Genomic DNA, 21939 nt, shown 5'->3' with positions numbered 1-21939 from the left:
TGATATCAAGCATTACTATTTTCTACAAGTTGGTAATACTTATCACCATTACTTATCTTAGAGGAATCAATCATCCAGCTCATGATCTTCGAAACACATACTCTCAAGCAACCGCTAGACCTTTATATCGAATCGGTATTTCATTTTAAGCACTTTACTCCAGATCACTCTATAGAACGTGTAGTTCCTACCGGACATCTGTTTCTTATTTTTGAATTGGACGGAATACCTCGTCAAACATTTGATAATAAAACGTTGCAATCCAACCGCACCTACACCAAAGTATGGATATCAGGAATGCATAAAAACTATTTATCGATTTCTGCCCATCAGGATTCAGAAATGTTTGTCATACAGTTTAAACCTTCTGGAGCATATCCATTTTTGCATACCCCTATCAATGAACTCAACAATCAAGTTGTCGATGCAGAAACTATCTTTGGAAACGATATCTTGGAGCTAAGGGAACAACTTTTTCACAAAGCTTCTTCTTCCGAAAAATTTGAACTAGCAGAGCAATGGTTATTACAACGGTATAAAGAAAATAAAACACCGCCAAACACATTGCTAGAGATCATTTCAAAGTTTACCAACAACCCTTTATCCGAACATAACACTATTGTCGAAACCTACCCCAAAACACAAAAACATCTGATTAATCAATTCAAAAAGTTCTGTGGTCTTACTCCCAAAGTATTTCATCGCATTGTACGGTTCAATGAAATTCTTCAGCTTATCCATACTCAACAAAAAATTCGATGGTCGCAAATTGCCTATCAATGTGGCTACACCGATCAATCCCATTTTATTAAGGAATTCAAAGAGTTTTCGGGATTCAATCCCAAAGAGTTTATCTCTTTAGAATTCAATAATGACGAACCTAACTTCTTCCCTTTGGATCGAAAAGGTTAATTTTTTACTATACCCATATAACAAGGTTTACCTAATTTGTAGCATTCACTTTAAAATCAAAATTTATGAATGACGCTTTACAAACCATGATCAATAATATGCCTGAAAAAACGGGAAAGTCTCTCGAGGAATGGATCAAAATTTTAAAAACAAAAGCTTTTGCTAAACATGGAGAAGCAGTTAAATTTCTTAAAACGGAGCATGGGGTTACTCACGGTTTTGCCAATACCATTGTCACCCTTTCTAAAGAAAACCAAGATAGTCCAGATGATCTCGTTACCAAACAATATGAAGGAAAAGAAGCACTGATCCCTATCTATGAAAAACTTATTGACACCGTTACTGCATTTGGGGAAGATGTGATCAAAACACCCAAAAAAACAAGTGTGAGCATCATCAGAAAACGACAATTTGCGCTTATCAAACCAGCTACTAAAACCAGAATAGATCTTGGATTAAAATTAAAAGACAAACCCTATACAGAACGTCTCGAAAACTCAGGACCGTTTGGTTCTATGTGTACACATAGAGTCAAAATTTCTTCGGCAGACCAAATCGACGACGAATTGATTGCTTGGCTAAAAGAAGCGTATCAAAAAGCGCAATAAAAAATTCTCCTAAAGAAACGTTAACAAAAATACCCATATGTTAAAATAAATCTTTATATTCGCAATCGAAATATCTTCACACTCAATAACATAATTATATTTCGGGCTAACTTCAGAATGAAACTTCATTGTTGAACTATGTATTTGTAGGGCAACGAAACAGATTTCATGTTCTGACTCTTTATGTTAACGTACAATACCAACCATATTTGAAGGCGCAGAACCATGTTCTGCCCTGCTTGCTGGTAATTATATCGAAGGACTTACTCGAATCTACCTGTTTACGAACAAAAGAAACAATAATTCGAGTCTGTTGGGGGGACACAACGGACATATAATTACCGAATTCCCCCTCCTGCTGGAGGGGGTTATTTATCTTAATTCGTTAAAGCACTGTTTGATAACGAAATAAAACGTTATTTTTGATAAGATAGCGCCCTAAAAAAAATTTATGAAATATCTCTTAATTGCCATCCTTTTGTTTACTGTGCTCCCAACAACTGGTCAGACTTCATCAAAGGATAACCTAATTATTTCTAATCAAAAAACAGCAAAACACGTTAATATACCTGGCACAAAACTTTTTATGATCCCTCCAGAAGATTTTTCAGTTGCTACGGCATTTACGGGACTAGAAAAAGGGCAAAATGCCTTGATTCAGGTATATGATCTGGTAGGCGGTAATTTCTATTCAAATGCTGGTAAATTTTCTAAAGAGCGTTTTCAACAAAGCGGAGCTACCGTTTTTGATTATCAGGAAATGACAATTAATGGATTCCCGGCCAAATATATTCATATGCAAGCAGATCCAGACAAAAAAGCATACAGTCTGGTTTTTGGAGATGAATCATTTTCGGTGATGATCATGGCCTTATATACGCAAAAAGATGACCGTACCGAAGAACAGATTAAAAAATCACTGCTATCTGCTACCTATCAAAAAGATTTACCTATAGACCCTTTTGCTGCAGCTGCTTTTGAACTTGATGATTCGAATACCAAGTTTAAGTTTGCCAAATCGGCCGCCAATATGTTTATCTATTCTGTAAATGGAATCGACAACCCAGATACCAATCGGGATTCTATTATGTTGGTGCTTCCGGTGCCTACAGATTCGTCCATGACCGCCAAAAGTATTTCTGAACAAATGGTAGGATCACTAAAAAGCAATGGGTTGAGTGATGCCAAAATCATAAGCACTTCAGACGATACGCTAAACAATTACTCTGCCTATCAAATTAAAATTGAAGGTGTTATGAATGGAAACCCAAGTAAGTTATTGGTTCAAACGGTGACACATGGAAACAATGCTGTGGTATTTGAAGGGTTTTTAAAGGAAAAATCAAGCGCTGTGATCGAGGATTTTGAAGCATTAATTGCTACCTTGAAGATGAAACAATAGTGTAGCTTATGGACAACCAAAAATTAGACAAAATTCTCAAGTTATTTGCAGATAAAATTGAAGGTTCTTTAGGAAACTGGCATTTTGTAATTAAGGATGTTCAATTTGTTTGTTTGTCTGATGCACTTCATAATCGCATGCGCATCATCTCCCCTATCAAAGAACATGCTGGGATGACCAAAGAAGAGTATCATCAATGTCTAGAAGCTAATTTTCATTCTGCACTGGATATCAAATATGCGATTTCTGGCGATGTAATTTGGGCCGCTTTTATTCACCCCTTACAAGAATTGTCTGTAAGTCAGGTAGAAGATGCGATACAACAGGTATATTCTGCTGTAAAAACTTTTGGTACAACCTACAGCAGTTCTAATTTGTATTTTCCTACCGATCAGGATCGAAAAAACAGAATGAATTAAATTCTACGGCTATTTTATACGGAAATCACTTCATTATCATGCAAAAGCTCTTCTTGTCGTAAACGAAGTAATATTTGAGCCACAGCTACTGTGTCTTTTTCACAGTAATCGATGATGCGATCGATATCATCTTCTTCGTAATATACATTTCTCACTTGACTTCCATCGATATCATCTTTTGGAGAAGGAATTCCCAGGATGTGTGTAAGTAATTTGAGCGAAGTGTAGTGCTTGTAATCTCCAAATTTCCATAGATCCAAAGTGTCCAGATGTGGTACCTCCCAGGGTTTTTTTCCGAATAAATTTAGCTTATACGGTAATGCAATTTGATGCACTATCATTCTTCGTGCGATATAGGGAAAATCAAACTCTTTGCCATTATGTGCGCACAACAAATGTCGAGAACTATTGTAATGGGTCTCTAGTAAATTCTTGAAGTCGATTAAAAGCTGTTTCTCTTCACCATGAAATGAGGTTGTTCTAAACATTCGTTGTTCTCCCTGAAATCGAAAATACCCTACAGATATGCAAATGATTTTACCAAACTCTGCCCAAATGCCTGCACGTTCGTAGAATTCTTCGGGAGAATATTCTTCTTTACGCTGGTACTTAGTTTTATCAGCCCATAATCCTTTCATCTCTTCATCCAATTCCTCAAAACTTTGATGTTCAGGAACGGTTTCAATATCTAGAAATAGAATATGTTCCAGATTCAGTTTATGAAGCATTCTCTAACATTTTATAAGCTTCTTCAATATAGACAAAGAAATCATGGGTAAAAGACTCTCCTGGCATAAAAGTCCCTCTCTGATGTCCTAATCTCACAATCATAATATTATCTTCAGGAATACAGATAACATACTGCCCAAGTATCCCTCTCATAGCAAAAATATGCTTATCCATATGATCTGAGATCCAAAAACCATATCCATACATATCGTCATTAGGAAATCTTGGTTTTGTGGCTAATTCGGTAAAGCTTTCTGGAAGTAATTGTTTGTTGGCGTACACTCCTTTATTTTTAAACATCATTCCAAAACGAGCAAAATCCCTTGCATTACTCGCTATACAGCAATAGGCTTTTTCCATACCACTATCTTCACTATCTAATTGCCAGATTGCTTCGTTGGCCATACCCATAGGTTTCCAAAAACTCTCACTCAGGTACGTCGATAAACTTTTTCCTGTCGCTTTTTCGATAACCATCCCTAACAATTGCGTATTTCCACTTAAATATCGAAACTCTTGCCCAGGTTCATCCACCACATCCAGGCCAAGCATCACCTCTCTTATATCCGGATCATAATATGCCCTTGCTGTGATCGAAAACGGGCTGGTATAGTGCTCTGTCCAGTTCAATCCCGAAGACATGGATGATAAATCTCCGACCGTTGTTTTTGCCGCCAGTCCTTCAGAAAACTTTGGTAAAAAATCTCCCACAGGTTGATCGAGGTTTTTTATGTATCCATCCATAATGGCTTTACCCAATAATGCGGTTACAATACTTTTGGCCATAGAGAACGAATTGGTTTTAGAGTCTTTGCCAAATCCTTCAGCATAATTTTCATACCAAATACTATCATTCTTGATAATCATATATGCCACAGTTCCTAACTCGGCATTGGTTTTATCCAAACGTTCTGTGCTTTTTGCTTTGTTATAATCATCATGAATTGCCCAGGGAGTAGTTCCATTTCCTTTTTCAATAGTTCGATTATCGAAATATTCATAATCATCAAGATATGCTGTAGTATGACCCGTCATATAAACTACCCTAACTCCTTTTAGGATGTAATCATAATCAAAAATGTATAGTAAGACTACACATAGCAAGATTAAAAACAAAAGACCTTTGAGAAATTTCTTAATGATTTTCATAGTAATATCGAATTGGTAAAAACAATGTTATTTAGTTGCTCAACATTAGCTCTACTAATGTAAGAAAATAAATGTCATCGTATGCCACATATGCATAAGTAGGAAGAATAGATTTGGAAAAGGGGGTCAACACAAATTTTATAAAAGAACAACTTTATTCTACCAATACTCATGCAATAGTAACCCAAAGGAGTTTCAAAAAATGAAACTCATAAAAAAAGGTGCCTACAAGAGACACCTTTTTACACCTAAACAAATACTAACGTATTTAAAAACCACGATACAGCGATCTTAATCCATTCTCGTCAAAAAAATTAAGTTCTCCAGTGGTGGTATCTGCGTTAAAACATGCATTCATAATAGAGTCTTCCTGTTCGATAATTCCAGGAATACTAGGTAAAGTTCCAAAAATTCTTGCAGGAGGGTTTTCTTCTACAGATGGTTCCGGCTCCAGGCCAAGATCTACACAACTTTGTCTGCTATTCCAATCAGTATGTCGAAAACCGATAGCATGCCCCAACTCGTGAGTGATCAAATGCTCGATAGCATCAGGGACACGATCTGCAAAAGTGCTAGAGTTTGGACTAATTTGCACAAAGTTCCCTGGGTTCCCATTTTCGTCTGGAAAATCGGCAAAACCTCCAAATCCTTCTAAGGATGAATTCACCACGATAAATGTTTCAAAGAAATCAGGATCAAAAGTTGTAGCTGTTGTAAACTCTGCTCTGAGAACTAAACGTGACCCCCAAACCGAATTCCAGTTCTCTACTGCATCCCTTACACCTTGCTGTGCAGCTTCAGATAATCCAGTAACAATTGGAGTATCACCATCAAAAATAGTCGGACCGGTATACACTATGATATTTACCTCTTCATGAACATCTGTGTCAATCAAAAACTCTGTTTGATACTGTTTTGCAAGACCATTATTATCGCTTGGTATTTTCAAAAATCTACTTTTTTCCATAGCGATATCGTCTGTTAATACAACCGGTATTTTGGTACCATCAGGATATACGGCATGCTTTACCTCAAAAGCTTCTGGGTTGAGATCTAGTTCTCTTACCTTGTTTAAAACATCCCTTGGAAGTGAGCTCACCTCCTGTGCAGCTTCATTGTCCACATCATCTTTGGAACAAGAAGTAGCCAATACCATTAGTGTAGTTAACACTAGCGCACTGACTTTCAAATAATTCAATTTCATAGTAAATTAATTTTGTGAGTTTATAGAGAGTTTAAAGGTAAATACTTGAGTCAGTATATCTCTCTTTGATGTTTTAACGGTGCTTTTTACTGTATAAATGACTGTTCTTCATACAATAAAGCGTAACCCAAACACCCTCATTCAAAATCAACTAGCTGTAAAATGCCTGTTTTTACAAGACATTCATTTTATCGTATAGGTCCTTTTTGCTTTTTCTGGAAATGGGCAATGATTTTCCGTTCTTCATGATTACGGAACCTCCTTGTTCTTTGATTAAAAAATCGATATGATCCAAATTCACCAAATACGATTTATGAATCCGCAAGAAATTATAGTTCTGTAGTTTGGTTTCGAAATGCTTCAGGTTTTTTGAAATCACAATTTCGGTTTCGTCTGTCATGACAAAGGTGGTGTAATTTCCATCGCTAACACAGTACAAAACATCGATCGCTTTTACTACATGCACTCCTTTTGCATCGGTAATCGAAATTTTAGGTGTTTCAGTTATTTTGGAGTACAACTCTTTAAAATCGTTGACAATACTTTCTTTGGATTTGAACTGATCCTTTAATCTAGAGGTTTTATCTACCACCTGAATCAATCGTTTTGGATCTACCGGTTTTAGCAAATAGTCGATAGCGTCATACTGATATCCTTGGATCGCATACTTATCAAATGCGGTTACAAAAACGATCTTAAAATCGAAACCACTCAATTCATTAAGCACATCAAAAACCGATATCGCTCCCAATTGAATATCCATAAACACCAAATCAGGTTTCATTTCGGTAAGTACACTTAAAACAGAAGATCTATCATTGGCCTCTCCTATGATCTCAACTTGTGGACAATACGAATCCAGGAGCATTCTAATATTCTCTCTGTCCTTTTGCTCATCATCTATTATGATGCATTTCACAGTTTCTATCATTTCCTTTGTTTTATTATGGGTAATGTGATGATGACCTCGGTACCTTTAGCTTTGCCGGCATCATCAAAAAGATCATTGATTACTACCTTGGCCTTATCATTACCAATTCGACTTAATATTCGTAATCGCTCGTTTGTATTCCTGGTTGCAATTGACAAATGTATAGTATCGTTCCCTTCTTTTTGTAATCTTTCGGCTTCGTCCCTTCCTATGCCGTTATCTCGTACTTTACATATCACCGCATTGTCTTCCTTTTTGAAAGACACCACTAATTTCCCCTTTTGATCGGCGTGCGAAAATCCATGAATCACTGCATTTTCGATATAAGGTTGTATGACCATTGAAGGAATTACCGGATTGGTGTATATCAAAGTTTCATCAATATCGTACACTACGTTAAAACTTTCACTAAAGCGTTCTTGCTCGATATTGACATAAGATTTTAAAATCTGTAGTTCTTCATTGAATGTAATATAAATACTGTCTGAACTAGACAGTACATTTCTGATCAGTCCAGAAAGCTCTGTCATATACTCGTTCGCTTTTAAGTTGTCCTTTTTCAAAATAAAATTCTGAAGCGTACTAAAAGAATTGAACAGAAAATGAGGATTCATCATCGAACGTAACGATTTTAATCGGCTTAAACTCAGCTCTTCGTTAAGTTGGTGAAAACGTACCTTATTGGTATGACCTCTATATAACAGAAAGAATAAAGACACTAGCAAAAACAACCCCAAAAAGTAGCTAAACAGTCTACTTTTGCTCATTGCTTTCCCTATTTCCAGATTTTCCTGTTCCAAATCCGAAATTTGAGCCTCTCTTAGCTTTAGTAACTTCCTGCTCTCTACTTTGGCAATCTCTTTACTGATTCTTATGTTATCCAACATAGCCATTAAGGGTTTTACCTCTCGTAAAAGCTGTAAACTTTTAGACAACTCACCTGTTTGTTCATAAGATTTAGACAGATCTTCTTTGGTGATTATCGTATTGGCGATATCATTCTTTTTAATAAAAAACTCCTCGGCTATTTTGAAATAGTTGATCGCCTTTATGTAATCACCCAATTCGTGATAAATAGAACCAAGGGTGTGCATTAACGCTGGATACAAACTATCTCGATCATTGTATTCGACATGGTCAAAGTCGATATTTTCGTTGATTATTTTTAAGGCCTCTTCTGGCATACCTTTCTTAAAATAGGACCATGCCATATTGTTATAAGCGAGATTACACGTTCTCGACGTATTGTCACTCATACAGGTCTTCAATGCACGTTGAGAATAGTAAATAGTAGAATCCGGTTGGTTATCCCAAAACGATGCCGAAATATTAATATTGGAAAGGCTTCTTCTATAAGCCGCATCTTCATCGAGATGAGCAATAGCTTTTTTAAAATCAATTTTACTTTGATCCAGATCCCCGATATCCATAAAGAATAACCCTCTGGCGGTAAGTGCTTCCCATTGGTTCGTTGGATTTTCTGCTTTTTCTGCTTGCTGCAGGGCCTCATTAAAGTACTGGAGGGCCTTCATAAATTGCGATTGCCTGTTGTGCAACTCTCCATAGCGAATCGTAGTAATCGTCACACAATCCTGATCATCTATTTTGATACAAAAATCTTTAACAAAATCAATGATGTCTTTGGACTGATTGTGTTTTCCTTCAATAGCAGATAAGAATCGTTCTAACCTTAATCCAGAAGAGATAATGAGTTTTTTATCTCCTATTTTTCTAGCTAATCGAAAGGCTTTCTTATAACTTGTCTCGGCAAGAGCAACCTCTTTGGTCCTTTGTAAACTATCCCCTCTTCTGATTAAGAGTTTTATGGAATCATTTTGAAGGGTAATCGATTTCTTTAATTCTCGATCAATAATATTTTGACTTATCACAAGATTGCATACCAATAGCATGCAACTAACCACTATGATGCGAATTTTTTTCATAGCAATTAGAACACCTCGTTTATTATCACCAAGTGCACTCCCTGTAATCAAAAGATCAATTTATGTTAATTAACTCATTTTCAGATTAAAACAAAGTTGTTTTCATCCAAAAATAGACGTTGGCCATACCTAAAACACACTGAATCGGTTTTACCCTACTTTTTTTTTCATTTTTTTTGGAAAGACACAAAAAAACTGGCTACTGCAAAAAAGCAATAACCAGCCACATATATTGAAATGATTTGTGAGAGTCTAATTCTTACTAATTCTTTAACCCATTTTTATAATTCAAAAACAAGCAAATTTTAGATCTTCACTAAAGGGGATTATGAAAACTAAAGTACCGCTAATCTCAGGAATTGCATCATTTCATTACATTAAAAGCATAAATCACTGTATAAAATGCACAAAACTATGTATAAAATGAATCTAGAAGGATAATGGGATCAAAATAGAGATTGTTGTTTTACCGGACTCTCATGTTCTAGCAACCACTTTTTGCGCCATAAGCCCCCGGCATATCCCGTAAGAGAACCATCACTACCAATCACTCTATGACAGGGTACCACAATCCACAAAGGGTTTTTGCCATTGGCACTTGCTGCCGCTCGTATGGTTTTTGGATCTCCCAACTTTTTGGCGATATCGAGATAAGACACTGTTTTCCCAAAGGGAATTCTAAGTAATTCTTTCCAAACTCTTTTTTGAAATTCGGTACCGGATGGATTTAAGTTGAGATCAAAGGTAGTACGTTTCCCCTCAAAATATTCCTGGAGTTGCTGTACGGCGTCCTTTAAGTGCAAAGGAACCTCTTCACTAAGTAAATCTTGATTTTCTTGAGTTACTGAAATGCTGGCAATACCATCTTCATCTCCTGATATAGAAGCCACTCCTAATGGGGTTTCTATATACGCGATATCCATTATTGATCCTCGGGTTTGTCTTCTAAAATACCAAGTCTTCTGGCACGCATTTCCCAATTCTTGCGAGCAAGCTCTTGCATATTGGCATCGGTATCGCTCTCGTCCATAATTTCAAGACCAAGAAGCGTTTCTATCACGTCTTCCATACTTACCAGACCACTCACCGAACCATATTCATCAACTACCAAGGCTAAGTGTTCCTTTTCTTCAACCAACTTTTCAAACAAGGTAGGAACAGGGATATTACGATCCACTACAAAAATCTTGCGATTAAGGTCTGCAAGTGTTTGATGATCTTTACCTTCGGCTACAGATTTGAATACATCATCCTTAAGTACATATCCGGTAATATTATCTGCATTAGCTTTAAAAATGGGTACTCTGGAGAAACGTAAGTTTTTATTCGCTTCAAAAAACTCTCGAATATTGGTGTCCTCTGACGCTGTTTTCATAACCGTACGGGGCGTCATGATGCTTTTGGCTGGAATAGATTTAAAATTAAGCAAGTTTCGGATCACTTTGGATTCTGACTCTTCAAAAACACCTTCTTCTTCTGCAATATCAGCCATAGCAGAAAAATCTTCTCTGCTCAGCACTGATCCATGATGTCCTTTACCCCCAATTACCTTGGTGGTTAACTGTAATAGCCATAAAATCCCTGTATACTTCAGCGGAGCTATCAATATCAACAAAGCCTTTGAAGTAAAGTTGGCTAGTTGTTTCCAAAAGGTTGCTCCAATCGTTTTTGGTATAATTTCAGAAACTACCAAAATCAATATGGTCATGATCGCAGATACAATACCTACCACATTTATACCCCATATTTCAAATTTATATGGTAACTGCTCTGCCTGCACCCCTACCAAAATAGCACCAACCGTATGCGCAATTGTATTTAAAGTAAGAATTGCAATAAGCGGTTGATCTACATCTTTCTTCAGGTTTTCTAAAGTAGTAGCATATGGCTTCCCCTCTTTCTTTTTTACATTAATGAAGGTTGGTGTTACACTTAGTAGTACCGCTTCTAGTATCGAACATAAAAACGAAAAGAAAATAGATAATACGGCGTAAATAAGTAATAAGGTCATGGTTGTTGTATAGTTATGTAGCTAAAGTACGGATTTTAGGTATTTATCGCGAATAAAAGATTACCAGCCTACGTATCTAGGCGGTTCTATCTGGTTCAGATTAAGATAAACAATTAATTGTCCTCTATGATGAGTTACATGATCCTGAAGCAGATTCAGAATTTGTAATTTCGATTTTCTTCCTGCAAAAAAATCGACTTCTCGCGTAAAATCATCTTCGTCTGTAGCTTTGATACGTTCTAAAACATAGTCAAAAGCTTCGCTTAATACTTTGATGGTTGCTGCTTTGGTTTGCGGTATATTCTCCTGAAGTGCTTTGCGATCAAATTTCTCTTCAGAAAAATGTGTGGTTCCTAACCATAGCATATTACCACGAATGTGTAGCAACTGACTTTTAAAATCCATCTCCCGCTCTGTAGGTTGAAATCCATATTGTTCTTCGGGCATGGATTCTGCAATTTCTAAAAGGTAGTTCTTGGAGTTTTCCCACTTTTCTAAAAAAGCAGTTTTGGGTGAAAATTGTTGAGCCATAGCAGCACTTGATATTAGGAGAAACATCCCCAAAAATGTAAACTGTTTGATCATTACTTCTTACTTATTTCTTGCATATACACCTTCAAAGCTTCTAACTCCTGGTCAGAGAAGTTTTTGATAATCGCAAAATTGGTTTTCATCACTGTATAGGTTTCCGGATCCACAATAGGCCCTGCCTCTTGTTTCAAAAAGGCGATCAAATCCCCATCTTGTTCTTCGTATATCTTCATGATTTCTACTACCCCAGGGCCAATAGATTTTTTATCAATCTTATGACAGGTATAGCATTTTCCTTTCCCATTAAAAATGGCTTTGCCGGTATCAAAAGGAGTTTCTTTGACAGGTTTTTTTCCGATTACAATGGTGTTTTCTTTTTCTTTTTTTTCAGATTGACAGCTTGCCAACAGCAGTAATGTGGCAAGTAGTAGCGCAATTTTTTGCATGAATTTGTGTGTGTTTATCTATATTTTTCTTTGATGTTTTCGATATCCTTAATAAATCTTTCCAGCAGATCTTTTGAAAAATTATTGATGACCTTTTCTTCCTGATGAGTTACCCCTTGACTGGCTTCAGCAATTTTGGTTAAGGCATAAATCATAAAGTCGTATTCTTGATCTGGTCCATTGTCTGAAAACACTTCGATCACCTTTTTGTACAAGGTATCGATATCACTTTGTTGTTCACTTTCGTAATCAAAAGACCATTTGATATCTTTTCCTTTGGGATGCCCTTTTAGGATATCTTCAAGGGTTTCTACTTCTTCTTTCTGAATCACCCCATCACTCATCGCAATGACATACAATAACTCACCAAAAGTTTGATACAAACGTTCTCTGCTTACCATAACTACTAATTTTAGGTTATACTAACCCAGCAGCTTTACCACATCTTTGGCAAAGTAGCTGGCAATGATATGCGCTCCTGCTCTTTTAAACGCCATGATCTGCTCGAGCATTACAGCATCGTGATCCAACCATCCCTTTTCGGCCGCAGCTTTTAACATGGCATATTCACCGCTTACCTGATATACTGCCACAGGTACGTCTACAACATCTCGTACATCTCGGACCAGATCCAAATAGGCCAATCCTGGTTTTACCATCACGATATCTGCTCCCTCTTCGATATCCATCAGGGTCTCTTTGATCGCTTCGTCCCGATTGGCAAAATCCATTTGATAGGTTTTCTTATCTCCAAATCCAGGTGCAGAATCCAAGGCATCTCTAAACGGACCGTAAAATGCCGAAGCATACTTGGCACTATAACTCATGATTCCGGTATTTTTAAAATTCTCCTGCTCCAACAACTCCCGAATTGCCAAAATACGACCGTCCATCATATCACTAGGTGCTACAAAGTCTGCTCCTGCCTGTGCATGTGACAAGGCCATATCGGCTAGTACCTTGCAGGTCTCATCATTAACGATATACCCATCTTCTACAATACCGTCATGCCCATATGAAGAATAGGGATCCAAGGCTACATCGGTCATCACCAACATCTCTGGAGTAGCCTCTTTTACGGTTTTGATTGCACGTTGCATTAGACCATCAGGGTTTACAGCTTCGGTTCCTTTATTGTCTTTGAGTGCATCGGGCACCTTTACAAACAATAGTACCGATTTCAGTCCCATAGCCCAAAGTCCTTTTACCTCGTCTACCAAGAGATCCAAACTATATCGGTAATATCCCGGCATCGAAGCTATTTCTTCTTTCACACCTTTTCCTTCTACTACAAAAAGGGGAACCAAAAAATCATGAGGAGTAATTGTATGTTCTCTAACCAACGAACGAATGGCATCATTGGTTCTTAGTCTTCTGTTTCTGCGAAGTTGTTGCATTATATGTTATCAAATTTAACGCCGTAAAGATACTCATATATCTTGGTATGGAATATAATTTTAATATATGATTAAGTCATAGAAGTTCTTACATCATATGATAAGTTATATATTGTTACTCGTTTAGTTTCTAAAAACAGTTCCTTTCCCTTGAAGGGAAAGGTGTCTACCTAAGGTAGACGGAAAGGGTAACACCACTCAAACATGAAAAGAAAAATACATAACAAGCCTGAACTAAAAGCCAATAGAAAAAACTTGCGCAAAAACCTCACTTCGGCAGAGGCATTTTTATGGAGTCATTTACAACAAAAAAAGTTAGAGGGGAGAAAATTTAGAAGACAACATAGTATTGAAAATTACATTGTTGATTTCTACTGTGCCAAAGAAAAACTGATCATCGAACTAGACGGTGAAGTACATATGAGTTTAAATGCACAAGAGAATGACCAAATTAGAAGTAAAAAACTTGAATCTTTGGGTTTTACTGTACTTCGATTTGAAAATTATATGGTTTTTGACCACCTGCCCTCGGTTCTTAAAGAAATAAAAGATCATTTTAAGCAAGAGTAAGCACCCCTTCCGCCCTGCAGAATGCAGGCCACCTTCCCCTCGCTAGGGGAAGTAGCTTTTAACAAACCCCAATGTATTTTTAAATCCCCAATCTGTAACAAAACCCCAATACTTTATACTAATCCACAAAGAATAAATTTTAATCACATGCTCAACATAAAAAATCTGAATAAAACCTATCCCAATGGTACCCAAGCATTAAATGATGTAACGCTTACACTTGATAAAGGAATGTTTGGTTTGCTAGGACCCAACGGAGCCGGAAAATCTACCCTGATGAGAACCATTGCTACCTTGCAATTGGCAGACACAGGAAGTATCGAATTTGATGGTATTGATGTTTTCAAAAATCCTGAAGAACTTCGTAAAGTGTTGGGGTATTTACCACAGGATTTTGGGGTATACCCCAAAGTATCTGCCGAGATGATGCTGAATCATATCGCAAAAGTAAAAGGCATTACCAACAAGACTGAACGCAAGGGATATGTAGCAGATCTGTTGAACAAGGTGAATTTATACAAATTTAGAAGTCGTAACCTCGGGGATTTCTCTGGAGGGATGCGCCAACGTTTTGGTATCGCACAGGCCCTGATCGGAAATCCAAAGTTGATCATAGTGGATGAGCCTACAGCCGGATTAGATCCTTTGGAACGTAACCGTTTTCATAACTTATTGAGTGAACTGGGAGAAGATGCTGTAGTGATTTTGAGTACGCATATCGTAGATGACGTGACCAACCTTTGCCAGAATATGGCGGTGTTTAACGAAGGGAAAATACTTGAGCAAGGAAATCCACAAGAGTTGTCCAGCAGATTAGACGGAAAAGTATTTAGAAAACGTATCGAAAAATCAGAACTCGAAGCCATCGAGAATGAATTTACAGTATTGTCTAATTATTTACGAGGAGGGCAATTCTATGTAAATGTTTATAATGAAACCAATCCTGGTGACGGTTTTGAGACCGTAAATAATGATCTGGAGGACTTCTATTTCTACTGTATCAACAAAAAACAAGAACAGGAGGTTGCCCTATGATGGAAATATTTTCGTTCGAACTTAAATACCGTTTAAAGCGACCTGCTACCTGGATCTATATGGCCCTAGGTATGGCAATCGCGCTTTTGGTTTCGATTTTGCAACGATCTGCTACTGCAGAGTTGGTTAACAGTCCAAGTAGTATTGCGGGTATCACTAGTGGACTATCGGTGATTTCTATTTTCTTTTATGCCGCCATTATGGGAGTGCCTATTTTTAGAGATCAAGATCATAAAACGGCACAAACCTATTTTACCTTTCCAATACCAGAGAAATCTTATGTATTAGGTCGATTTTTGGGGAGTTATACGATTGTAACTCTTGTGAATTTATCCATATTATTTGGAATCATCCTGGGGTTTGGTATTGGTGCTTTTTTGGACCGACCAGATTATGGGACTTATGACGGATTTAATTTTACTTCGTATCTCTTACCTTTTATCTTCTTACTACAAATCAACTCCCTATTAATTGGGTCCTTGTTTTTTTGTTTGATGGCGTTTTTTAAGAAAATGCCGATCGTATACCTGGGCGGGATTTGTTTGTTTATCCTTAGCGCTTTATCAGAAAATTTATTGGGTGACATTGATAATCAATGGTTGAGTATTTATCTGGATCCTTTTGGAGGTGAAGCCTTTAGCTATATCAAAAAATATTGGTCAATCAATGAGTTGAACACCTTGCAACTTCCTATATCAGGTAAATTCTTATTGAATCGTATGTTATGGTTAACCGTAGGATTGATCTTGTTTTTCGTGACACTCTTCCGATTTGATTATAAGAAATTTTTACTTTCTGGAAAAAAGGCTAAGAAAACTGATAATAGTGCATATCAACCTTCATTGGTTGGTTCGATTACACAGGTATTTACCAAAAAGACGGAAAGACAAAATTTATGGTCGTTAAGCAAGATCGAATTTTTATCCATTGTAAAAGATCCTGTATTTGCTATCCTATTGATCATAGGGATCGTGATTGCTGTATTTATCGTGTACTTGGCTAACGAGACTTATGGCACACCTAATTTACCATTAACTCGGTATATTTCATTACTAGTAGCAGGTGGTATTTCTTTATTATCTGCTGTAATCCTTGTTTTATTTTCTGGAGAAGCAGTACATCGTACCCGTAAAAACAAAACTTTTGTTTTTTATGATGCCTTACCTATTAGTAATACTAGTTTATATTTTTCTAAGATTATTGCCTTATTAGGAGTGGCTGTTATTTTGACACTTGCCAATGTAGTAGTAGGAGTAATTTACCAAACCATTAATGGGTATTTTGCTTACGAGTTGGATATGTATTTGATTTACAATTTTGGATTGGTATTTCCTGGTCTTATTACAACCATATTACTTGCATTTTTTATTCATGTGATGGTCAACAATAAGTTTTTGGGGCATTTTATTGTTATCGTACTTTATATAGGATTGCCATTATTGATTACACTAGGTTTTAAATCTACCAACCCCATGCTTATCTATGGAGGTGTCACTCCATTTTTCTTAAGTGACTTAAATGGGTTTGGGCACTACCTAACTGGGACCAGTTGGCTAAATCTGTATTGGATTTTATTTACGGCCATCCTAATGCTTGTTGGTTTGGTGTTTTGGACACGAGGATTCTTTTCTTCCGCCAAAGAAAGATTATCATTGGCCAAGCAACGATTTACCGCCAAAAACATCATGGCCTTAGTAGGTGTAGTAATTGCGTTTATCTCTGTAGGCGGGTATAGCTATTATAATCTTAATGTACTAAACAGCATGTCTACTGGTAATGAATCCGAAAAGATTCAAGCAGATGCCGAAAAGCAATATGCCAAATATATTAATGCGGCACATCCGCAGGTTACCGATCTTAAAACCTATATTGATGTATTTCCAAAAGAAAGAAGAGTTAATGCTAAAGGAGATTTTAAAATCATCAACAACTTTGATGTAACCATTGATACCTTGATGTTAGAAATGCAGTTCCCCGGTAAATATGCAAAGCTGAATAAGGTGATCTATAATGGAAGTGAATTGACTCCCGTGGTATCTGATACGGTATATCGTATGTACTTTTATAAGTTACCACAATCCATGCAACCACAGGAAACAGCAGAACTCACATTAAATGTGTCTTCAGAAACCAAAGGGTTTGCTAATGCGATGGAAACACAAGTATTGCATAATGGTACGTTTTTTAATAGTGACATTTTCCCAAGGTTTCATTACCAACAAAGTCTTTTAGATAATGGTGTACGTAAAAAGTACGACTTAGAAAAAATGGATTATTTGTTTGCCGCAAGAACTGATTCTACCGGATTAAAAAAGAGTTTATTTAATGAAGATGGTCATTATATCAACTTTGAAACCGTTATAAGTACCACCAAAGATCAAACGGCACTGGCACCTGGTAAATTGGTAAAAGAATGGGAAGAAAATGATCGAGCTTATTATCATTATACACTAGAATCAAAGACATTACTATTTTTTAATATAGTATCAGCAGAATATGATGTAGAACGATCCAGTTGGACGGCGCCTAGCGGTAAAAAGGTGGATATTGAAGTGTATCATTCACCGAAACATAAACATAATCTAGAACATTTTATTCGTGGAGCTAAAGTAGCCTTAGACTATTGTTCAAAAAACTTTATCGAATACCCTAACTCGGTATTACGTATTGTTGAATTCCCCGGACATACATCATTTGCACAATCCTTTGTTACTACAATTCCATATTCCGAAGATGTTGGTTTTGTTGCCGATTTTGACAAGGCAGAAAATTACAATTATGCCTTTACAGTTACAGCCCACGAAGTAGCTCACCAATGGTGGGGGCATATGGTTGCTCCAAGTAAAACCAGAGGCGCCAATATCATTTCTGAAACCTTGGCGGAATACACTTCGCTAATGGCAATGAAAAAACAATATGGTGAAAATGGAATCAAAAATTTCTTAAAATATTCTCTTGATCAATATCTAAGAAGCAGAGCCTTTAGTTTTAAACCAGAGCGATCTCTTATGAATGTTGAATTTGGACAGCACATTTGGTATCAGAAAGGTTCGATGATTATGTATAATTTACAAGATCTTATTGGAGAAACTAAACTTAACAATGCGTTAAAAGGGTTCTTGGAAGAGTACAAAAACTTTGAAAAAGGGGTATATCCTACTTCAGAAAATTTCTATCAGGCGATTTATGATGTAGCTCCAGATTCTTTGAAATATGCTGTAGATGATGGGTTTAAAGAAATTGTATTGTATGAGAATCGCGTTTCTGATGCTAAAACTAAAAAACTAGACAATGGATCTTATGAAACTACGTTTACTGTAGATAGTAAAAAGACCTATTATGATGATGAAGGTAAAGAGAAAAAAGTGGGAGAAAAATCCAATTATATCGAGATTGGATTATTTGGGGAGGACATTGTAGACGAACAGGAAGTTCCTTTAAAGAATCCATACTATCTGGAACGCAAGTGGTTGCAGCCGGGCGAAAATACTTTTACCATCACCACCAAAGAAAAACCTGTAAAAGCAGGAATAGACCCTTATAACAAACTTATCGACAGAAACTCTGACGATAATTTGAAAGTAGTATCTGAGTAATCTTATATTACCCAAGGGAACCAAAACACGATCAAAGAGCGCTGCTTTGATCGTGTTTTTTGTTGTATAGATTTTTGGTAGAAAAATCAACAGATATAACGGATAAGCTTTGAATTTAATACACTTAAGCACACTTAACGGATTTAGCTGATAGTATCATTTTTTATCGTTTTTTATCGCATTTTATTAAATTTGTTATCGAAAAGTTATCGAAAAACTGCTTAACTGATGATTAATGGAAATTTAGAGGTTTACACACACTACAAAAGTAAAAAAGGATACCTGGTCCGTATTAAGCTATACAGCAGCAGAAAATACCTATACATCAAGACAAACCTATATCAAAATCAGAAAAAACTTAAACTAACCGGATATGTAAGGGATAGAATAGAAAAATTAAATAAGCAACTTGAGTATTGTAATGATATAGGTATGGATCTACAACAAGCCTATGATTTTGTAAAAAGTAATTCCAGTCCTGTAAGTGATAAAGATTTAGAGATTTTTCTACTTAAAAAACGATTAGCCGAGCTAGAGAAAGAAAACACTATTGGTCTTATTGAGTTTTTTGAAATCAGAATCCAGGAATTAAAAGATCAAGGCGCATCAACACAAGCCTATACGGACACGAAAAAACAGATAAAGAACTTTCTATTAGGAAAGGATATTTCGATAAATCATGTTAATTACGAATGGTTAAATAGCTTTATCATTTATAAAAGAAAATATGGAAAGGGGAAAGGAAATGTTTCATTCCTACTTAGAACCTTAAGAGCTCTCTATAAAGAAGCGCAGCGTAGAGATTCATTAAATGTAAAAAAAGATAATCCTTTTCTTGGTTTAGTTAAAAATGAAAAAAGTAAAGAGACTCCAGATTTCTCAATTATTGAATTAAAGAAACTATTTAAGTACACTCCTAAAAAATACACGAATAATAAAAGTATATTAACTACCCAGCGACATATAGATATCTTTCTTTTGCAATTTGCTATCGGAGGACATGACTATGCAGATATTGCTAATCTAAAGTGGGAAAGTATAAAGAATGGTAGGATTGTATTTAGACGTTTTAAAAACAGAAATAAACCTAATGGAGGTGAAAAAATAGATAACTTTCTCAATCAGTTTGCCATAGCTACTATAAACAAATATGGCGACAGAAATAGTAAAAAAGTATTCTCTTACATACCTTATCCAAGTACTGATAATTACAAATATGCAAGAAACAGCGCAAACGCCTCCTTAATTCGGGTTTCGAAAATATTAGGTTTTGAAAAGGCATTGAGTTCAAAAACCTCGAGGTATCTTTTCAGATCAATTGGAGGAGAGCTATTAATTAATGACTTGGTATTAATGCAGCTTCAAGGACATAAAAAACATGGAGTAACATTTAACTATCAAAAAAAGATACCTAATGAAGTTCAAGACAGAGAACACCAAAGAATACTAGATCAATTGTTTTAGAACGTATTGCGTTGTTTTTTTATATTATCTGATTTCAAAGATTAATAGAAAATATTTTAATATAAAGTTTCATCCAATTTCTGTATTTCTGTAGTTTTTAGGCAAAACCTACTTTAACCACCTGAAAAACTAACAGTTAAACAAATACAGAAAAAACTACAGAAATTACAGATAACTAAATAAATACAGAAATTTTCTTTTTTTTTCAGTAGTTGTTACCTTTCTTTAGAGCTATCTCCAATTTTAACCAATGGGCTCTATTTGAATTAATTCAGAACCCATTGCGTTATTTTTAAGTTTAATGCATTCACTAAAAAGAACATGATAAGATCAAAAAAAAGATTCAATGTAAGAACTTGTTTTTAAACTTTCGACTTTAGTTGCTTATAATTCGTAATACGAGTAACAAAAAAAACCCATTTATTAATGGGTTTTTATGAATATTTTATTGAAATAACCTATCGATTAAACATAACAACATTAGTCCCTTTATCGATCGAAGAATAAATATTATTACCTCTTCTTTTAGCTAATCCTTTTTTGATCATTAAGTCGAACTCATTCGAAGACTCTTGGAATCGCTTAATTATTTCATCATTATCAAACTTATCACCCAAATTTTTAAGAGTTTCTTTTAACTCAATAGTCGTACTTGTTTTCATGGCTAAATAAATTTTCTTGTATGTACAAAGGTAGGATACTTGCCTTTATTTACAAAATCTGAAAGTAACTCGTAGTAAGATCTAATTAAATTTCTCATTTCAGTTTCTTCACTATAATCATCAATTTCTAATCCAAGATATCTTAATGCTTCAATATTAATAGGCCTCCCATGAGATTTCCATAAATTATTGTTACTTAGTTTATCTGCAATATCTTTTGCTCTAGCTATCTTCTCATCCTCAGTTACTTCTTGTCCCAATAAATTAGGATTTGTCCTATGAGTATTCCAATTCTTAAACTTATACTTCACAAGCCATTTTTCAAGTAAATCTATGGTTAAATTTTTGGCTTGCTCATATTCTCGTAATTCCGCAAGATCAAAATCTTTAAGAATAAGAAATTCCGCTTGTGTCATTTCGTCATTCTTTGCCTTATCAATTAATTCGTTTATCTTATCTAGGTATCCAAGTGCAGCAACCCACTTATTATCTTTGTTTTCTACTTGAGGATCTATAGGTCCTAAAACGGAAAAATAATCCATGTAAATGTTATCACCACTCATACAAAATATTGTACCCGCACTATAAGCATAATCGGGTACAATGAAGCTAATATCATCATAGTGCTTTCTTAAAATATTCACGTACCTTTCTACGACAATTGCACTGCCACCAGTAGTAGTTAACATAACACATAATTTCTCTTTTTTGTCCTTGTCATAAGCTAAATCTTCTACTACTGTCAAAAAGGAGTTTTCCCCCCCTACAAAAGGTCCATAATAGATTAAAAAATCAGCTTCAAAAAAAGTTTCCAATTCTTCTAATCTCTGATTCAACATTTTAACAATCGTACTATCTACTGATGGTTTCATTGATGTCAATTTTAAATTTTTAGAGTTTCATAGTTGCTCAACTGCAATTTGAATAAAA

General features: G+C 35.7%; 21 protein-coding genes. 8 read left to right on the top strand and 13 right to left on the bottom strand.

Going from position 1 to position 21939, the window contains the following annotated elements:
* Positions 1 to 81: 81 nt before the first annotated feature.
* The 4 genes from BUE24_RS19210 (at position 82) to BUE24_RS19195 (ending at position 3341) form a co-directional block, all read left to right on the top strand.
* Complete coding sequence (locus BUE24_RS19210) at positions 82 to 912, top strand: helix-turn-helix transcriptional regulator (RefSeq protein WP_073319797.1); 831 nt, start codon at positions 82 to 84, stop codon at positions 910 to 912.
* A gap of 65 nt (positions 913 to 977) precedes the next feature.
* Positions 978 to 1520, top strand: coding sequence for a DUF4287 domain-containing protein (locus BUE24_RS19205; RefSeq protein WP_073319794.1), 543 nt, complete (start codon positions 978 to 980; stop codon positions 1518 to 1520).
* 451 nt (positions 1521 to 1971) lie between these two features.
* Positions 1972 to 2922, top strand: coding sequence for a hypothetical protein (locus BUE24_RS19200; RefSeq protein WP_073319791.1), 951 nt, complete (start codon positions 1972 to 1974; stop codon positions 2920 to 2922).
* An 8-nt stretch (positions 2923 to 2930) separates the two neighbouring features.
* Positions 2931 to 3341 (top strand): hypothetical protein, encoded by a 411-nt coding sequence (locus tag BUE24_RS19195; RefSeq protein WP_073319788.1) that lies wholly within the window; start codon positions 2931 to 2933, stop codon positions 3339 to 3341.
* A gap of 14 nt (positions 3342 to 3355) precedes the next feature.
* Here the strand turns inward: BUE24_RS19195 and BUE24_RS19190 are convergent, their stop codons facing one another.
* The 11 genes from BUE24_RS19190 to hemB form a co-directional block, all read right to left on the bottom strand.
* Entirely contained in the window at positions 3356 to 4069 is a 714-nt protein-coding gene (locus tag BUE24_RS19190; RefSeq protein ID WP_073319785.1) for a 3'-5' exonuclease, read from the bottom strand.
* A complete protein-coding gene (locus BUE24_RS19185; protein ID WP_073319782.1) occupies positions 4059 to 5219 on the bottom strand; it encodes a serine hydrolase domain-containing protein in 1161 nt (386 codons plus the stop codon). The genes BUE24_RS19190 and BUE24_RS19185 overlap by 11 nt, the downstream gene beginning before the upstream one ends.
* A gap of 268 nt (positions 5220 to 5487) precedes the next feature.
* Positions 5488 to 6423: a M57 family metalloprotease gene (locus BUE24_RS19180; RefSeq protein WP_073319778.1), complete on the bottom strand. Its 936-nt coding sequence runs from the start codon at positions 6421 to 6423 to the stop codon at positions 5488 to 5490.
* Positions 6424 to 6595: 172 nt separating this feature from the next.
* Complete coding sequence (locus tag BUE24_RS19175; RefSeq protein WP_073319775.1) at positions 6596 to 7354, bottom strand: LytR/AlgR family response regulator transcription factor; 759 nt, start codon at positions 7352 to 7354, stop codon at positions 6596 to 6598.
* Complete coding sequence (locus tag BUE24_RS19170; RefSeq protein ID WP_139242057.1) at positions 7351 to 9297, bottom strand: tetratricopeptide repeat protein; 1947 nt, start codon at positions 9295 to 9297, stop codon at positions 7351 to 7353. The genes BUE24_RS19175 and BUE24_RS19170 overlap by 4 nt, the downstream gene beginning before the upstream one ends.
* Positions 9298 to 9743: 446 nt before the next feature.
* On the bottom strand, positions 9744 to 10220 hold the full coding sequence (locus BUE24_RS19165; RefSeq protein WP_073319769.1) for a methylated-DNA--[protein]-cysteine S-methyltransferase: 477 nt from the start codon (positions 10218 to 10220) through the stop codon (positions 9744 to 9746).
* Positions 10220 to 11308, bottom strand: a complete 1089-nt coding sequence (locus BUE24_RS19160; RefSeq protein WP_073319766.1) for a CNNM domain-containing protein — start codon at positions 11306 to 11308, stop codon at positions 10220 to 10222. Before BUE24_RS19160 ends, BUE24_RS19165 begins: the two co-directional genes overlap by 1 nt.
* 60 nt (positions 11309 to 11368) lie before the next feature.
* Positions 11369 to 11893, bottom strand: coding sequence for a DinB family protein (locus BUE24_RS19155; protein WP_073319763.1), 525 nt, complete (start codon positions 11891 to 11893; stop codon positions 11369 to 11371).
* On the bottom strand, positions 11893 to 12285 hold the full coding sequence (locus BUE24_RS19150) for a c-type cytochrome (protein ID WP_073319761.1): 393 nt from the start codon (positions 12283 to 12285) through the stop codon (positions 11893 to 11895). Before BUE24_RS19150 ends, BUE24_RS19155 begins: the two co-directional genes overlap by 1 nt.
* 14 nt (positions 12286 to 12299) lie before the next feature.
* Positions 12300 to 12686 (bottom strand): tellurite resistance TerB family protein, encoded by a 387-nt coding sequence (locus BUE24_RS19145; protein WP_073319757.1) that lies wholly within the window; start codon positions 12684 to 12686, stop codon positions 12300 to 12302.
* Between the two features lie 21 nt (positions 12687 to 12707).
* Positions 12708 to 13682 (bottom strand): porphobilinogen synthase, encoded by a 975-nt coding sequence (gene hemB, locus BUE24_RS19140; RefSeq protein ID WP_073319752.1) that lies wholly within the window; start codon positions 13680 to 13682, stop codon positions 12708 to 12710.
* Positions 13683 to 13886: 204 nt separating this feature from the next.
* Between hemB and BUE24_RS19135 the strand changes: the two genes are divergently transcribed.
* The 4 genes from BUE24_RS19135 (at position 13887) to BUE24_RS19120 (ending at position 20347) form a co-directional block, all read left to right on the top strand.
* The gene (locus tag BUE24_RS19135) at positions 13887 to 14252 is read left to right on the top strand and encodes an endonuclease domain-containing protein (protein ID WP_073319749.1); all 366 of its coding nucleotides are present in this window, start codon (positions 13887 to 13889) and stop codon (positions 14250 to 14252) included.
* A 147-nt stretch (positions 14253 to 14399) separates the two neighbouring features.
* Entirely contained in the window at positions 14400 to 15287 is an 888-nt protein-coding gene (locus BUE24_RS19130; RefSeq protein WP_073320276.1) for an ABC transporter ATP-binding protein, read from the top strand.
* A complete protein-coding gene (locus BUE24_RS19125; RefSeq protein ID WP_073319746.1) occupies positions 15284 to 18883 on the top strand; it encodes an ABC transporter permease/M1 family aminopeptidase in 3600 nt (1199 codons plus the stop codon). Before BUE24_RS19130 ends, BUE24_RS19125 begins: the two co-directional genes overlap by 4 nt.
* Before the next feature lie 228 nt (positions 18884 to 19111).
* Positions 19112 to 20347, top strand: coding sequence for a phage integrase SAM-like domain-containing protein (locus BUE24_RS19120; protein WP_073319742.1), 1236 nt, complete (start codon positions 19112 to 19114; stop codon positions 20345 to 20347).
* 458 nt (positions 20348 to 20805) lie between these two features.
* On the opposite strand, the gene BUE24_RS19115 is transcribed toward BUE24_RS19120, so the two are convergent.
* Positions 20806 to 21009, bottom strand: coding sequence for a hypothetical protein (locus BUE24_RS19115; RefSeq protein WP_073319739.1), 204 nt, complete (start codon positions 21007 to 21009; stop codon positions 20806 to 20808).
* Between the two features lie 2 nt (positions 21010 to 21011).
* Positions 21012 to 21881, bottom strand: coding sequence for an SDH family Clp fold serine proteinase (locus BUE24_RS19110; protein WP_073319736.1), 870 nt, complete (start codon positions 21879 to 21881; stop codon positions 21012 to 21014).
* Between the last annotated feature and the right edge of the window lie 58 nt (positions 21882 to 21939).

Origin of the sequence: Aquimarina spongiae (genome assembly GCF_900141785.1) — a bacterium.
Classification (GTDB): domain Bacteria; phylum Bacteroidota; class Bacteroidia; order Flavobacteriales; family Flavobacteriaceae; genus Aquimarina; species Aquimarina spongiae.
This window is presented reverse-complemented; position numbering and strand designations above follow the sequence as displayed.